At 66.7% G+C, this 14709-nt stretch carries 17 protein-coding genes and 1 pseudogene; 11 read left to right on the plus strand and 7 right to left on the minus strand.

Translation table 11 applies throughout. The annotated features are described in order from the left end of the window. Nucleotides 1-10: 10 nt before the first annotated feature. Both ACZY0R_RS05535 and ACZY0R_RS05540 read left to right on the plus strand, forming a co-directional pair. Nucleotides 11-139, plus strand: coding sequence for a hypothetical protein (locus ACZY0R_RS05535; RefSeq protein ID WP_488857497.1), 129 nt, complete (start codon nucleotides 11-13; stop codon nucleotides 137-139). 51 nt (nucleotides 140-190) lie between these two features. Further along, nucleotides 191-946 (plus strand): gamma-glutamylcyclotransferase, encoded by a 756-nt coding sequence (locus ACZY0R_RS05540; RefSeq protein ID WP_488857498.1) that lies wholly within the window; start codon nucleotides 191-193, stop codon nucleotides 944-946. A 181-nt stretch (nucleotides 947-1127) separates the two neighbouring features. Here the strand turns inward: ACZY0R_RS05540 and ACZY0R_RS05545 are convergent, their stop codons facing one another. Next, nucleotides 1128-1508 (minus strand): VOC family protein, encoded by a 381-nt coding sequence (locus tag ACZY0R_RS05545; RefSeq protein ID WP_035871754.1) that lies wholly within the window; start codon nucleotides 1506-1508, stop codon nucleotides 1128-1130. Nucleotides 1509-1798: 290 nt separating this feature from the next. On the opposite strand from ACZY0R_RS05545, the gene ACZY0R_RS05550 reads away from it, so the two are divergent. Continuing rightward, entirely contained in the window at nucleotides 1799-3001 is a 1203-nt protein-coding gene (locus tag ACZY0R_RS05550) for an MFS transporter (protein ID WP_488857499.1), read from the plus strand. A 75-nt stretch (nucleotides 3002-3076) separates the two neighbouring features. Here ACZY0R_RS05550 and ACZY0R_RS05555 read toward each other — a convergent pair whose 3' ends face one another. Further along, the gene (locus tag ACZY0R_RS05555; protein ID WP_488857500.1) at nucleotides 3077-3394 is read right to left on the minus strand and encodes a hypothetical protein; all 318 of its coding nucleotides are present in this window, start codon (nucleotides 3392-3394) and stop codon (nucleotides 3077-3079) included. Nucleotides 3395-3647: 253 nt separating this feature from the next. Further along, nucleotides 3648-3950: a hypothetical protein gene (locus tag ACZY0R_RS05560; RefSeq protein WP_488859754.1), complete on the minus strand. Its 303-nt coding sequence runs from the start codon at nucleotides 3948-3950 to the stop codon at nucleotides 3648-3650. A 34-nt stretch (nucleotides 3951-3984) separates the two neighbouring features. Here ACZY0R_RS05560 and ACZY0R_RS05565 point away from each other — a divergent pair, with 34 nt between their 5' ends. Next, entirely contained in the window at nucleotides 3985-4188 is a 204-nt protein-coding gene (locus ACZY0R_RS05565) for a hypothetical protein (RefSeq protein WP_488859756.1), read from the plus strand. A gap of 9 nt (nucleotides 4189-4197) precedes the next feature. On the opposite strand, the pseudogene ACZY0R_RS05570 reads toward ACZY0R_RS05565, so the two are convergent. Together ACZY0R_RS05570 and ACZY0R_RS05575 are read right to left on the minus strand one after the other, a co-directional pair. Then, nucleotides 4198-4566 (minus strand): annotated as a pseudogene (locus tag ACZY0R_RS05570) (GyrI-like domain-containing protein); the annotation flags it as partial. A gap of 123 nt (nucleotides 4567-4689) precedes the next feature. After that, complete coding sequence (locus ACZY0R_RS05575; protein ID WP_488857501.1) at nucleotides 4690-5079, minus strand: winged helix-turn-helix domain-containing protein; 390 nt, start codon at nucleotides 5077-5079, stop codon at nucleotides 4690-4692. Nucleotides 5080-5282: 203 nt separating this feature from the next. Here ACZY0R_RS05575 and ACZY0R_RS05580 point away from each other — a divergent pair, with 203 nt between their 5' ends. The 5 genes from ACZY0R_RS05580 (at nucleotide 5283) to ACZY0R_RS05600 (ending at nucleotide 9749) form a co-directional block, all read left to right on the plus strand. Continuing rightward, on the plus strand, nucleotides 5283-6137 hold the full coding sequence (locus ACZY0R_RS05580) for a hypothetical protein (RefSeq protein ID WP_488857502.1): 855 nt from the start codon (nucleotides 5283-5285) through the stop codon (nucleotides 6135-6137). Then, the gene (locus ACZY0R_RS05585) at nucleotides 6074-6553 is read left to right on the plus strand and encodes a DUF2325 domain-containing protein (RefSeq protein WP_488857503.1); all 480 of its coding nucleotides are present in this window, start codon (nucleotides 6074-6076) and stop codon (nucleotides 6551-6553) included. The genes ACZY0R_RS05580 and ACZY0R_RS05585 overlap by 64 nt, the downstream gene beginning before the upstream one ends. A 170-nt stretch (nucleotides 6554-6723) precedes the next feature. Then, nucleotides 6724-7224 carry an ester cyclase gene (locus ACZY0R_RS05590; protein WP_488857504.1) on the plus strand — a complete coding sequence of 167 codons (501 nt, stop codon included), beginning with the start codon at nucleotides 6724-6726 and terminating at the stop codon, nucleotides 7222-7224. 69 nt (nucleotides 7225-7293) lie between these two features. Further along, nucleotides 7294-8406: an MBL fold metallo-hydrolase gene (locus ACZY0R_RS05595; protein WP_488857505.1), complete on the plus strand. Its 1113-nt coding sequence runs from the start codon at nucleotides 7294-7296 to the stop codon at nucleotides 8404-8406. Then, nucleotides 8403-9749: an MFS transporter gene (locus ACZY0R_RS05600; RefSeq protein ID WP_488857506.1), complete on the plus strand. Its 1347-nt coding sequence runs from the start codon at nucleotides 8403-8405 to the stop codon at nucleotides 9747-9749. The genes ACZY0R_RS05595 and ACZY0R_RS05600 overlap by 4 nt, the downstream gene beginning before the upstream one ends. 119 nt (nucleotides 9750-9868) lie before the next feature. Here ACZY0R_RS05600 and ACZY0R_RS05605 read toward each other — a convergent pair whose 3' ends face one another. Together ACZY0R_RS05605 and ACZY0R_RS05610 are read right to left on the minus strand one after the other, a co-directional pair. Then, a complete protein-coding gene (locus tag ACZY0R_RS05605) occupies nucleotides 9869-11371 on the minus strand; it encodes a sensor histidine kinase (protein WP_488857507.1) in 1503 nt (500 codons plus the stop codon). Further along, entirely contained in the window at nucleotides 11368-12099 is a 732-nt protein-coding gene (locus ACZY0R_RS05610) for a response regulator transcription factor (RefSeq protein ID WP_441626030.1), read from the minus strand. The genes ACZY0R_RS05605 and ACZY0R_RS05610 overlap by 4 nt, the downstream gene beginning before the upstream one ends. Nucleotides 12100-12352: 253 nt before the next feature. On the opposite strand from ACZY0R_RS05610, the gene msrB reads away from it, so the two are divergent. Together msrB and ACZY0R_RS05620 are read left to right on the plus strand one after the other, a co-directional pair. After that, on the plus strand, nucleotides 12353-12865 hold the full coding sequence (gene msrB / locus ACZY0R_RS05615; protein ID WP_488857508.1) for a peptide-methionine (R)-S-oxide reductase MsrB: 513 nt from the start codon (nucleotides 12353-12355) through the stop codon (nucleotides 12863-12865). Between the two features lie 43 nt (nucleotides 12866-12908). After that, complete coding sequence (locus ACZY0R_RS05620; RefSeq protein ID WP_488857509.1) at nucleotides 12909-14702, plus strand: cytochrome c biogenesis protein DipZ; 1794 nt, start codon at nucleotides 12909-12911, stop codon at nucleotides 14700-14702. Nucleotides 14703-14709 lie beyond the last annotated feature (7 nt).

The raw sequence follows: 14709 nt of genomic DNA on the forward strand, positions 1-14709 counted from the left end.
CGGCTAACTCTTGCTGCTGGTGGACACGCATAACGACACCGAGCTGCTGCTCGACGTTTCCCGCGTCGGCGTCGACGGCGTGCTGTTTGCGCCGGCACCTGGCCGGCCCAGCCTTGTTCTATGTTGCCGCGTGGTCTAGCGTTACAGCAGCCGAGCCACATCGCCGCGAGGCAGTGAATGGGGAGCACGGATGCAACCGCCCGCTACGACACATCAACACCGCTCGGCACCGCCGCGCCTGACGCCCGACCTGGTGGGGCGCATTGCGCGCAAGGTCGAGGACGCCGGGCCCGCCCCTGGCGTCGTCGTCCACAACGAGGCCGATTACGACGCATCCCTGGATGCGCTATTGGCCGCCGGTGCGTGGCACGGCCAGGACGTCTGGCTGTTCGCTTATGGCTCGCTGCTGTGGAACCCGGGCTTTGAGGTTGACGAACAGATGCCAGCCGCCCTGCACGGCTGGCATCGTGCCTTCTGCATTCGGCTCACACGGTTTCGCGGTACGCCCGAACAGCCCGGGCTGATGATGTCGCTGGTACCGGGTGGCAGTTGCCGTGGCGCGCTGTATCGAATCGCCGGGGACCGGGCCATGAAGGTCCTCCGCATCCTTTGGCGACGGGAGATGACCGTCAAGCCGCCCACCAGCCCACCCCGATGGGTGACCGCCAGGGCGGGACAGACCCCCGTGCGCGCCATCGTCTTTGCCGCCGATCGCAAGGGCCGCAATTTTGTCGGTGGCGTGACCAACGAGGAAATCGCAAGCGTGCTGAGCAAGGCAGTCGGCCATTGGGGATCCGGTGCCGAGTACCTGATGCAGACCGTTGATCACCTGGAGCGCCTTGGCATCCGGGATGCCAGTCTCTGGAACCTGCAGCGGCTTGTCGCCAGAAACCTGGCGGATCTTCGAGCCACCGGCACGCAGTCAGGCGCGGGACACCGCGCGTAGCCACGCCGTTTGCCAGCCTGTCAGGCAGGTTCATGGCCAGATACCAACGCCATCGTTTCAGTATTTTGAAAATTACCGAAACGATGGCTGGAAGTGGCATGAGCGGTCCTTCTTGCGTCCGCGATGTCACATCGGATATCGCGGAGAAATCTGCAGCAGCCCCGCTGCCTGCTGCAAAGACCTACATCGGTTCAAGCACCGAGAGGATGTTGCCCGCCGGATCCTTGAACCACGCAATGACCGGGCCGCCGCTGTCCCGGCAGACCCCGCGTTCGTCGGTCTTCAGTCCAGGCAGGTCGTAGATCTCGAACCGCACGCCGCGCTTGCCCAGTTGCTCCACGGCGCGGTCCACGCTTTCCACGGGAAAATTCAGCACGGTGAACGTGGCTGGAGAATGGTTTGCCTTGGGATAGAGCAACACGTTGTTGCCGCCAGCAAGGTACAGCGTCAGCACGCCCCCCGTCTTTGTCACTTCCAGGCCCAGCGTTCCGCCATAGAAGTCCGTCGCTTTTGCGATGTCGTCGACCGAGAATCCGCTGAATGCATGACTGTCGCGCAACATGGATCGCTCCTTGAGATGACTTCGGCATGCGCAGGTCCCGCCCACTCCGGCCTGCGAGCCTATGGCCCAGTATTGTTCATCGTGGCGGGGGACTCAAGCCGGCAACGCTGCGGCATGCACAGCGGGATGAATCCGTCCCGGGACATGGTGCATGTCCCGCACAAAGTGCGCGCTTTCGCGCAACAAGCGCCTGCTCTATGCTTGGTGGTGAAGGGTTTAGCGGCATGGGCATGTTGCCGCGCGGACGCGGGTGAATGACCGATTCCCTCGATGCATAGCCGGAGAGATCAATGCGCGCCCTGATCTTTTGTTCCGTGCAATTCCTGCTCGCGGTCACGTGGACGCTATATCTTGCGTTTCTTCCGCAACTGGCGCCGCAGGCGGGCATTCCCCGGGAACATGCCGCCTGGATCCTGTTGATGGACCAGGTGATCTTTGTCGCCATGGATTGCGCGCTGGGCATTGCCGCGGATCGTGTCGCGAATGCGATGCGGCATCTTGGCGGTTGGATACTGGCCATGACCGTGGCTTCGTGCGCCGCGTTTGTCCTGCTGCCGCACGCAACTTCACCAGTGCTCCTGATTGGCCTGACCGCGGTGTGGGCTGCGACATCTTCGGCGCTGCGCGCGCCACCCATGGTGATCATCAGCAGGAGCATGAAGACATCGGCCACGCCGTTTTTTGTGGCGTGCTCCTTTCTCGGCCTTGGCATCGCCGCCGCGCTGGCGCCCACGCTTACTGTCTGGTTGCGCGGTATATCGCCGACCTTGCCCTTTGTCGTTGCAAGCGCGGGCCTCGTCGTTGCTGTCGCAGCGCTACGCTGGGCCGAGACATTGCCTGCGCCCCTTGTTGACGATGCAGGAACGACAGCACGGGGTGCTGGGCGTGCGCGGATGATCTGGCTGTTCTTTGCTGCCGTCTGGTCCCTGGCGCTGGGATTTCAGATCCACACAACCGTCAACTCGGCGCCGGCATACCTGAAGTTCATGCCGGCGCCCGATCTGGTGCGCGTCATGCCGGCATTCTGGATCGGCTTTGCGCTGTGCGTGCTGTTGCCGGGAACCGCAGTCTTCAGACGCCTCCCGGCCTATGTTCTGCTGCTGGCAGCCACCGCGCTTGGCACGCTGGCCCTGTACGGATTCGCGTCGGCGGCTTCGCTTGCCGGGGTCCTGGCCATGCAATGCGTGACAGGCGGGCTGTGGGGAGTGATCTTCGGCACCGCTGCGAACGCCGCCATCGATGCAGGCCATGTCGGGCGTGAAGGCTGCTTCACCGGGCTGGTGTTCGCGCTGTCCGCGCTCGCTGCGTTCACACGGATTGCCATCGTCGCGTCAGGGGCCAGCAAGCATCCGGAGATAGCGGCCCTGTTGCCCTGGTTGCCACCGCTTGCCTGGAGCGTAGCTGCGATACTGCTGGCGCTGTTTGTCGCGCACAACCTTGCCTACCTCGCGGGGCGGATGCACGCGACGCGCTGCGCGGCCGATTCCGGATAGGCCGGGATCCAGCCCTCGCCAGGCCCGCATGCGCGGACCTGGCGAGATGCTGGCGTGGCGGGTGCCGCCAGCCACTCACGTATTGGCGCCGTCGGTGTAGACGTCGAAGCTGCGCGAAGGCTCGGCCGATACGCCCCTGCGGTCCATGCCCGAGACCATGCGTCCACCGTCGGTGTACGGATCGACCATGCGGGCGCCGTCACTGAAGGTGTCGAACTTGCCGGTACGGCCACCGTCGGTGAACGCGTCGGTCTTGCCAGCGCGGAAGTTGTAGCCGTATTTGTCACCGGAGACGGTACTGTCCCGCGGGCCAGAGGCGTAGGCGGTGCCTCCCAGGAGAGCGGCGGCAATTGCGGCGGCGGTGATGGCGGTACAGGCGGATTTGCGATTCATGATGTGCTCCTTCGAAGTAGGGAACGAACGCCGCGAAAGGCGCTCTACCTTCCCACAGAGCACACGCCATGCCATAGGCGTGAAGCCACGCGGTGTGCGCGGAGGAGCCCAAAACGGGGAGCAAATGATGGTGCGCGGCCAACACCCGGCTGAACGCGTCAGTCGCGGCCCAACACCCTGCGCGGATGGCCTTTTGGTGGCTGATGGCAAAAATACTGTCAAGCTCCCCGTGTGCGCCTGCGCGCCGGCTGCGCTATCGATTCTGGCTTGCCGTCTCGCCCGCTTCGGAGCGCTGGAGGGCGCGGCCGCATTTTTTCAGCAGCCTCCGGGGTGATTGCTCCTCGTCGAGTTCCTTCGCGGCAGCAGCCAGCATCTCTGGCAGAGCGGGGTCGCGCGCCGCCTCGGCCATGGCTTGCCGGTCCCCGGCGCCCAGCTTGCCAAGTTCCGCCTGCAGGGCTGCCGTGTAGCGAGCGGCATTCGCGGGATCCAGCTTCGCGCACGCCATCGGGAAGGCAACGATGGAGGCGTACATCGCCACCTTGAATTCCGGCTTCAAGGGGCCGCAGGACGCGTCGAGTGGACACTGTGCCGTGGCGAAGCTGCTTGCCGAATGCAGTATCAAGAACGTGACGCCGGCTGGCTTTCTGTACATGCTGGTAGCTAGTCCCTATACCGGCCCGCTCACTGCGTCCCTGAGCGGCAACCAGATTTCCACCGTGCCCGGTTCCGGCGACAGGATCGAAGTCCGCGCTATGGCGCTCGAAATCGGGAGCATGCCCCGACTGGAAGCCTGACGCCGGCAGCCACGTTTGCCAGATGGTGCGGCAGGTCACGTGCAGCGTCGAGATATCGCCAGCATGCTCGAACACGGCATAGCGCTGCGGGTCGACCTTGATACAGCGAAAGGACGGTAGCAGCCCGTCCGGGCTCTGCACCTCGACACCGGCGACATACTCGAAGCTGCCGTCCTTCCCGGGATTGCAGCACAAGCCGTAGGTGATCCAGCCAACCTGGCCCGGGACCTGTCCGATATAGGGAATGAACGTCTGCCAGAGTGCGGGGATGCCCGCGTGCGTGTCCGGCGTGAAACGGCCACTGAGTCCGGCTACCCATAGCGTCGGGCCGGTTTCGAAACGTGGCGAAGGGAGATCGGCGGCTTTCGGTTCTTGCATGCGTACAGGCTCCGTCAAGGGAATACTCAAGGAACGTCTCAAGGAACGACGATGGGCAACGCACGACAAGCGCTGCGCCGGGCATCACCGGAACCAGCCAGACAGCGCCCGCGGGGTCCCCCGTCAAGGCTTGGCCAGCAGCCTGATCAGGCCTTCGATCTCGCTCGCGGACGCCGTGGCCGCGCGCAGCTCGGCGGCCCGGTAGAGCCGGATCACTTCCTCGCCGACCGGGGTCAGCACAGTGCCGCCACCCTGCGCGCCGCCATGCTCGGAATCGACCGCCGGCCGATTCAGGGAACGATTGATCTCGTTGAGCAGATCCCAGGCCCGCTTGTAGGACATTTCCAGGCGCCTGGCCGCGGCGGAAATGGAGCCGCATTCGCGGATCGCTTCAAGTAGCGCGATCTTGCCGGGGCCAATGGCAATCGTATCGCCCAGCATGACGCGCATGCGAAACAGTGCCTGCGGCGTATCGGGGCTGACCGAGGTTCGGGAGCGAGCAAGTTTGACCATGGCGGCATGGTACCCCGGCGAGGCACTCCGGAGGAATACGCGTGCCCGCCGAGTCCATGGCGTCAGGGCTGAGAACTCGCCGGAACTACGCACCGTTATATTCAATGGTATATTTCGATGACCGGCAAGGGAAATCGGGGCTGCGCTGCGTCGCGGCACGGCAATGCCCGCTCCCGCCAGTTCTTCTCCGACGCGAGGTACGCATGCACACGCCCCCGTTTCGCCTTGCACGCGCGAACGGCATCGGCGCCGCCCTTGGCGACAAGCCATCGCCGGCGGCCGGATGCTGCACGCCGGCCGAACCGCAGAGCCGCGCCGGCCGGCGGCGCGTTCGCCTGGCGGAGCTGGATTCTCATCTGCATTGCTCGGTGATTGGCACCTGCATGACGACCAGCGAGCTGCGCAAGCTGGTGCCGCGCTTTACCTCGCTGGACCGGCAACGCGCCACGGACCTCGAGATTCACCACGAAGCGGTCAGGCTTTCCAGCGGCGGCGGCGAGGGCTGCAAGGCCCTCCAGAAAGCGCTGGACGAGCGCCATGCCCATGCCTTGCGCCGCTTCGGTGCCGCCCGGGATGCGGATGCCGTGCTGAAGCTGTGGGAAGACGCCGTACGCTGCGGCGATATCCCGCCGGCCTACTGGGCGGTGATGACACATCCCGACGCCACCACCGCGGTACGCCAGGCAGCGTTCGGCGAGGTGCATATGCTGTCGCATCTGGTGGGCGCCGCGAACCGTGCCGACATCCGCCGGCTGATCGCACTGGAGGAAGATAACGCCGCGCTGCGCGACAAACTCGAACGCCAGCAGGAACGTTTGCAGGAAGCGGGCGCGCGGCACGAAGCGGCGATCCGCCAGATGCGCGAGCATCTCAGCCTGTTGAGCGTCCGTGCGATACGGACGCTGAGTTGCGGACGCTGCGCGATACGTTGGCCGCCCGCGATAAAGACCTCGCGCTGCAGGCAAGCCGCCGCGAAGCCGCGGAGCAGCGCGCCATGCGCGAACACCAGGAGGCGCAGGCCGTGCGCGCGCAGCTCGACGATGCCCTGGCCCAGCTGAAGATCCGCCGCGCCGAGTCGGAGGCCATGGAACGCGCCATGTTTCCCGCCGCCCCGCAAGGCGAAGCGCGCCATCCCGGGCTGCGCCAGTTGCAGGGGAAACGCATCGTCTACGTCGGCGGGCGGCCCGGCTCCAACAACGCGCTGAAATCGCTGGTGGAATCCACCGGCGGCCAGTTCGTCGTGCACGACGGCGGCATCGAGGACCGCAAGGGCCTGCTGGCTGCCACCGTGGCGCGCGCGGACATGGTGGTATTTCCCGTCGACTGCATCGACCATGACTCGATGAGCATGCTCAAGCGCGTCTGCGACCGTCACGAGGTTGCCTACTACCCCTTGCGAACCGCGAGCGTAGCCAGCTTTGTCGAGCTGACGACGCGCATGGGCATGCCGGCGCAGGAAGCGGCGGACGCGTAGCCGCCGGCCCGCCGCCCGGGACTCATCAACCCCGCCACGGGGTTTATCCGGATCCGCAACTGCCAAGCCGCGACAGTCTTCCCCCGGTGCGCTGCAGATAATCGCTCCAGGCAACGGATGGCGGCACCGGCCGCAACCGATCCGCAGATTGCCCCGCATGGAGCTACAAGATGACCATTTCCTCCGATCTCAAGGCACACCGCGAACGCCTTGTGCTTGACCACTTTGCCGACGAAACGCGGCAGGATTTCGACGCGGTGCTCGCTACCTTTCCGCATCCGCACTATGAGCTGATCCCGAGCGGCGAAGTGCACGACGGCACCGATACCGTGCGCCAGTACTACATCGACAGCCGCAAGGCCTTCCCCGACCAACGGCACGAGATCATCCAGCTTCGTCACACGGACGATTCCGTCATCGTCGAGTTCTGGCTGCTTGGCACGCACCGCGGTCCGCTGCGTGGCCTGCCGCCGACAGGCAAGGCCTTTCGTTGCCGCATGATCGCGCTGTTCATCTTCGAAGACGAGCGGCTGGTTTGCGAACGCGTGTATTTCGACACGCTGACGATGATGCGTCAGCTGCTGGCCGGAACGCCGCCCGAGATGCTGCCCAGGCTGATCGGCGGCCTGCTGGGACAGCCGGAGGCGCGCCAGGCCGAACCTGCTTATTGAACATTGCCACGCTGGCGGGGAAAGAGAACAAACAAAAAGCGATAAAGCAAAGACCACAGGAGACACCGCATGAAACGTGAACCCGATCCGTCCGGCCCGTTGCCGCTCTCCGATTTCGACGGTGCCCGCGGCGCGCCCGCGCCGCAGGACCGCTTGCGCGCGCTGCGCCGCGCGGGGCAGCAGTTCCGCGAACAGTTCCTGGAGGCGCCGCCGGTACGGTTCGCGCGCAGCTTCAACCTTTTGCGGGTCCCGTACCCTGCCTGGTATGCGTTCAACGGCGTGTACTCGCAGCAGATGCTCAAGCCGCACCTGATCCACCTGTTATCGCGCATGACCTTGATCCAGTACGAGGACTTCGCGGGACAGTTGCGCACGCTGTTGTTCACCCCGGCGGACTTCGAGGCGGGCGCCGAGACGCCTTACTTCAAGCGCATGGGCGCGCGCACGCCGCAATTCCTGCATGGCACCATCGCGCCCGTCTATGCCACGGTGCCGCAGGCGCTCGAGCGCTGCGGCGTGGCGCCGGAGCAGATCGACTACATCACCTACGATCACCTGCACACGCAGGACGTGCGCCGCTGGCTCGGCGGCAATGGCCACGCCGGGCTGTTGCCGAACGCCAGGTTGCTGGTGCACCAGCAAGAACTGGCCAGCGTGCACGGGCTGCTACCAGTACAGGCCGACTGGTACTGTCCCAATGGCCTGGCGGGCGTGCAGCCGGAACGCATCGTCGCCTTCAACGGCAGCCTGCGCCTGGGGCGCGGCCTGGCACTCGTGCATACGCCAGGGCATACGGAAGGCAACCACTCGCTGGTGTACCGCACGCCAGACGGCATCCGCGTCAGCAGCGAAAACGGCGTCTCGGCGGATAGCTGGGCGCCAGCGAACTCGTGCCACAACGGCATCCGGCGCTTTGCCCGCGCCACCGGCGCGGAAGTGATCCTGAACGGCAATACCCAGGAGGGCAGCAACGACCAGTACCTGTCGATGGTGCTCGAGAAGACCATCGCGGGCACTTCGGACGCCCATCCGTTCAGCAATGTCGTGCCTTCGTCCGAGTGCACGCCGTACTGGCTGTTCCCCGGCGCGCCATCCAGCCACCTGTGGGGCGAGACCGCATTCGGCGAACTGGCAGGCGCAAAGACTGCCGCGCTCCAGGAAGACAGGAGCGCCGCGCAATGAATACTATCACCCTGACAAAGCCGGCCAGCATGGTGGCCGGCGATCCGGCCAGCGACAGCGAACTGTTCCGCAAGATCACCTGGCGGCTGCTTCCCCTGCTTTGCATCTGCTACGTTTTCAACTACCTGGACCGGACCAACGTCGGCTACGCGCAGTTGCAGATGCGCGAGGATCTCGGCTTCAGCGATGCCGTGTTCGGCCTGGGAGCCAGCATCTTCTTCCTCGGCTATGCGCTGTTCGAGGTCCCCAGCAACCTGATGCTGGCGAAGATCGGCGTGCGGGCCACGCTGCTGCGCATCATGGGCCTGTGGGGGCTGGCGTCGGCGGCCATGATCTTTGTCAGCACGCCCACGCAGTTCTATGCGCTGCGGTTCCTGATCGGGGTGCTGGAAGCCGGCTTCGCGCCGGGCGTGCTGTTCTACTTCACGCTGTGGTACCCGTCGCGGCGGCGGGCGCAGGCCACGGCGCTGTTTTTCATGGCTTACGGCGCCGCGCCGATCGTCGCGGGCCCGCTGGCCGGACTGGTGATGACCTTTCTCAACGGCACGTGGTCCTTGCGGGGATGGCAGTGGCTCTTCCTGCTGGAGGGCATCCCGAGCGTGCTGCTGGGCATCCTGGCCTTCTTCCTGCTGGCGGACGGGCCCGCCCGGGCAAGGTGGCTGACCGCCCCGGAACAGCAGCGGGTAGCCCGCCTGCTCGAAGAGGACCAGGCCACGAATGGCAACCGCACCAGCCACGGCTTCGGCGCCGCGATGCGCGACGGGCGCATGTGGCTGCTCGGCCTGATCTCCTTCCTGGTCATCCTGGGCATCTATGCCTTGTCTTTCTGGCAACCGACGTTGCTGAAGATGATGGGGCTGAGCGTGCTGCAGGTGGGTTTCTACGCAGTGGTGCCGGCGGTCGCCGGCATCGTGGCCTCCATCGCCGTGGGACGCCATTCGGACCGCACCGGGGAGCGCCGCTGGCATTTCGCCGTGGCGGCGCTGGTTGGCGCGCTCGGCTTGTCGCTCACCACGATGTTCATGCACAGCCCGCTTGCCGCGGTGTTTTGCCTGGCGCTGTCGTCGGCGGGCGTTGCCAGCGCCTTCACGATCCTGTGGACCGTTCCCGGCAGTATCCTGGCGAACCGCGGCGCGGCCGGCGGCATCGCCATGATCAGTACGATCGGCGGCAGCGCCGGCCTGGTCGCACCGGTCATGGTCGGCGCGATCAAGGCGGTGACAGGCGGCTTTGCCTATAGCCTGTACATCCTGAGCGCCGCGCTGGTGCTGGCCGCGCTGATCTTCGTGCTGGCGTTTCCGATGCGCGCATTCCGTCCGGCCGGCAACGGCCGCGTAGCGTGAAATCGCACCCGGCGGCGATCCAATCCCGGTACACCGGCGCTGCGTCAGCCGAAGGTCTTCCTGACGATGGTGGATGAGGGCAGCTTTGCCGGCCAGGCCGCGGGCTGAGCTCCGCCCCTTCAGCGGGATGCGCCACCAGACACCGGCAGCTCGAAGCAAAACACCGTCCCCCTGCCAGCCCTTTCCACCAGCCGGATCTGGCTGTGATGCAACTGCAGCATGCGCTGGACGATCAGCAAGCCCAGGCCGCCGCCGCGATGCGCGCCGCCGGAACTGAACGGCCGCTGGAACAGGCTGTCGCGCAGTTCCGGCGGAATCCCGGGGCCGGTATCGCTGACGGTGACCGACACTTTGCCCTCGCGCAGGGCCAGGTCGACGTCGATGGCGCCTTCGGCGGGCGTATGGCGGATGGCGTTGTCGAGCAGGTTGGTCAGCACGCGCTCGATCATGCCGAGGTCGGCCGTGACAGCGGGCAGCCGCTGCGGGATGCCCGCGCGCAGCCGCAGGTGCCGCGCTTCGGCAGGCAATTCGAACTTCTGGAAGACATCCTGTATCAGGTCCACCAGTGAAAAATCCTCCAGCGCCGGCTGGACGATGCCGTGCTCGAGCCGGGCCAGCTCGAAGAGCGATTGCGCCAGGCGGCCCACCTTGAGGCTTTGCGCGAGCGCAATGGACAGATAGCGCCTGCGTTCGGCTTCGCTGAGCTTGTCGGCCTTGAGCGACAGCGTCTCCAGGTAGCCATGCAGCGAGGCCAGCGGCGTACGCAGATCGTGGGAGATGTTGGCGACGAGTTCGCGCCGCTCCTGGTCCTGCTTGGTCAGCGCGCGCCATTGCTCGGCGATGCGGTCCGCCATCTGCGCGAACGCCGCCTCCAGCGCGACGATTTCATCGCGGGCGTTGGCGGACGGCGAGCGCGGCACGCGCGGCTGCGCGGGCGGCGCGGCGTCGGCATCGAAGCGGCGCATCGCTTCGGTCAGGCGGCGCAGCGGCCGGGTGATCAGCCCGAACGCCATCAGGCCCGCGAACAGCCCCAGCAGCGCCACCAGCCCCATCGACCATAAGGTCGTGCGCAGCACCGAGTTGGCCGACGCCCTCGCCGCCAGTTCGTCATGCGCCTCGCCCAGCAGCACCACGTAGATATAGCCGGAGGGCTCGCCGCCGCCCGCGCGCAGCGGCGCCGCGCTGAACACCTTGCGCCCGCCCGCGCTGCGCGGGTCGTCGCCGAGGATGGGCAGCGGCTCGCCGGCCAGCAGGCGTTGCACCGGTTTGAGGTCCACCTGCCCGCGCTGCAGGTGGCCGGCCGGCGCGTCGTGTCCCTGGATGCGCCCCTGGCTGTCCAGCAGGTACACCTCCACGCTCGGGTTCACCACCATCAACTGGCCGAACAAGCGGCGCAAGGCATCCGGCTTCAGCCCGTTCGCATCCATCAGCGACGCGTTGCGCGCGATGTGTCCGGCAAGCCCGCGCGACAGGTCCTGGATGACCTCTTTCTCGCGCATGTCGTTCGAGCGGACCTGCAGCCAGGCGGAGGCGCCGCAGCAGGCCAGCAGCAGCACGGAGAAAACAAGCGACAGCCGCTGCGTCAGGGTGAGGCGCCGGCTCAGGTTCAGGCCGAGGTTCACGGCGCATCCCCCTGCGCCGCCGCGGGTCCCGCCGCGAGCTTGTAGCCATGCCCCCAGACGGTCAGGATGCGGCTGGGTTGCGCCGGATCGGCTTCGATCTTGGTGCGCAGCCGGTTGATATGGGTATTGACCGTATGTTCGTAGCCCTCGTGCTGGTAGCCCCAGACGGCATTCAGCAGGTCCATGCGCGAGAACACCTTGCCCGGATGCCGGGCGAAGAAATACAACAGGTCGAACTCGCGCGGCGTCAGCTCGATGCGCCGGCCGTCCACGGTGGCCTCGCGCGTCAGCGGATCGATCGAGAGGCCGCCAAGCTCCAGGCTGCCAGCGTCGATCCGCAGATCCTTTGCCATCGCATCCACCCGCCGTAGCAGCGCCTTCACGCGCGCCACCAGTTCAAGCACCGAGAACGGCTTGGCGAGGTAGTCGTCGGCGCCGAGTTCCAGGCCGAGGATGCGGTGCACCTCGCTGGACCGCGCGCTGGTGATGATGATCGGCGTGTAGCGCGCCATGGCGCGGGCGCGCCGGCAGATCTCGAGGCCATCGACGCCGGGCAGCATCAGGTCAAGGATCAGCGCGTCCCAGTTGCCCTGCTCCAGCAGGCGCAAGCCCTCGTTGCCGTCGGCGCTGTGCACGACGTCATAGCGCTCGTCGCGCAGGTGCAGGCTGAGGATATTGGCGATGTCGACGTCGTCTTCGACAATCAGGATGCGCTTGGGGTGATCCACTTGGGGTGATCCGTTTGAGGTGATCCGTTTGAGGTGATCCGGTTCTGGCCTCGGGGCGCGATCCCGCTCGCGCCTGGCAGGGCAGCCGCGGCAAGTGCGCCGGCCTGACTATTGTGCAAAATTTCGAGGCTTTGAGTTATCACAATTAATTTAACCTTTCGTGAGGACTTCGGGATTGCGCCAGGCCTACGATGCGCCAACGATCAGCAACGGGCGGCCGCAGCGGCCTGCCAATCAAGGCCAGGAGCACATCATGGGAAGCAGAAGGCGCTTTTTGGTATCGGGGAGTGCCGCCATGGCGGCACTCGCAGCCGCCAGCGGCTGGCGGGCGCTGGCGGCCGGGCAGCCGGGCGCGGGCAAGCCCGCCGAAACCTTCGAGGTGGTCCGCTCCGACGAGCAATGGCGCCAGGTGCTGACGCCGGCCCAGTACAACGTGCTGCGGCAGGAAGGCACGGAGCGGCCCTACAGCAGCCCGCTGAACGACGAGCATCGTGCCGGCATCTTCGCCTGCGCGGGGTGCCAGCTGGATCTCTTCTCGTCGCGCACTAAATTCGACAGCCGCACCGGCTGGCCCAGCTTCTGGGCACCGCTCGACAACGCGGTCGGCACGCGCACGGACCGCTCCTTCGGCATGTCGCGCACGGAAGTGCACTGCCGCCGTTGCGGCGGCCACCTGGGCCACCTGTTCGACGACGGCCCCAAGCCAACCGGGCTGCGCTACTGCATGAACGGCCTGGCAATGGCGTTCAAGCCGCAAGCCGCCTGAGCCCCCGGGCATCCGGGCCTCCAACCCCAACCGCGAAGATTCCATGCTCCTCCTCGTCCTTGCCTATCTGGGCGGTGCGCTCACCATCCTGAGCCCGTGCATCCTGCCCGTCCTGCCCTTCGTGTTTTCGCGGGCCGACCAGCCATTCGTGCGCAGCGGCCTGCCGCTGCTGGCCGGCATGGCGCTGACTTTCGCAGGCGTGGCAACGCTGGCCGCCGTCGGCGGTGGATGGGTGACGCAGGCCAACCAGTACGGACGCTGGCTGGCGATTGCGCTGCTTGCCGTATTCGGCCTCACGCTGCTGCTGCCGCGCCTGGCGGACCGGCTGATGCACCCGCTGGTCAGCGCCGGCAGCCGGCTCTCCGCGTTTGCCCAGGCCGATGGCCAGCAAGTCCGGCCGGGCTCGTCGTTCCTGCTGGGCATCGCCACCGGTTTGCTGTGGGCACCCTGCGCCGGCCCGATCCTGGGCCTGGTGCTGACCGGGGCCGCGCTGCGCGGCGCCAGCGTCGGCACCACGCTGCTGCTGGTAGCCTACGCCGCCGGCGCGGCCACGTCGCTGGCGGTGGCGTTGCTGATTGGCGGCCGGGTCTTTACCGCGATGAAGCGTTCGCTGGGCGCGGGCGAATGGGTCCGGCGCGGGATCGGCGCCGCCATGCTGCTCGGCGTGGCCGCCATTGCGCTGGGGCTGGACACCGGCGTGCTGGCGCGCGTGTCGACCGTGGCCACCGGCGGGATCGAGCAGCACCTGGTCGACCGGCTGTCGGCAAGGCCCGCGCCCGCGCAGGACGCGCAAGCCGGCGCGGCGATGACCGCATCGTCCGGCGCGATGATGCGCGCGGCGCTCGGCGGCCCGGCAGCGCTGCCCGTGGAAGGCCAGCTGCCGGCGCTGACGGGAGCCGTGCAGTGGCTGAACTCTCCCCCGCTCACGGCGGAAGGCTTGCGCGGCAAGGTGGTACTGGTGGATTTCTGGACCTACTCCTGCATCAACTGCCTGCGCACCCTGCCGTACGTGAAAGCGTGGGCAGAGAAGTACCGCGACCAGGGGCTGGTGGTGATCGGCGTGCACGCGCCGGAGTTTGCCTTCGAGCGGAATATCGATAACGTGAAGAAGGCCACGCGCGACCTTGGCATCGACTACCCCGTCGCGGTCGACAACAACTACGCGATCTGGCGCGCCTTCAACAACCAGTATTGGCCGGCGCACTATTTCATCGATGCGCAGGGGCAGATCCGCTTCCACCACTTTGGCGAGGGCGAGTACGCGAAATCCGAGCAGGTGATCCAGCAACTGCTGGCGGAAGCCGGCCACGCCGGCGCGGCAAAGGTGGCCACGGGGCTGGGCCCCGCCGGCGCGCAAGGCGTGCAGATGGCTGCCGACAAGGCGGAGATTCAGTCCGGCGAAACCTATCTCGGCTACGAGCGGGCGGAGAACTTTGCGTCACCGGGCGGCGAGGCGCAAGACAAGGCGCACACTTACACCGCACCCGCGCAAACCGCGCTCAACGACTGGGGCCTGGCCGGCACCTGGAAGGTCGGGGCCGAGCACGCGACGCTGGCCGGCGCGTCCGGGCGTATCGTCTACCGCTTCCATGCGCGCGACCTGCACCTGGTGCTGGGGCCGGGCCAGGACGGCAAGCCGGTGCGCTTCCGCGTCACGATCGACGGCGCCGCGCCGGGCGACGCGCACGGCACCGACGTGGCGGCGGATGGCAGCGGCACGGTCACGGAGCAGCGGCTGTATCAACTGGTGCGGCAAAACGGCAAGGTCGCCGACCGCACCTTTGCCATCGAATTCCTCGACGCCGGTGTCGAAGCCTACGCATTCACCTTCGGCTGATGCGCGC

It is taken from the genome of Cupriavidus sp. F041, from assembly GCF_057814235.1.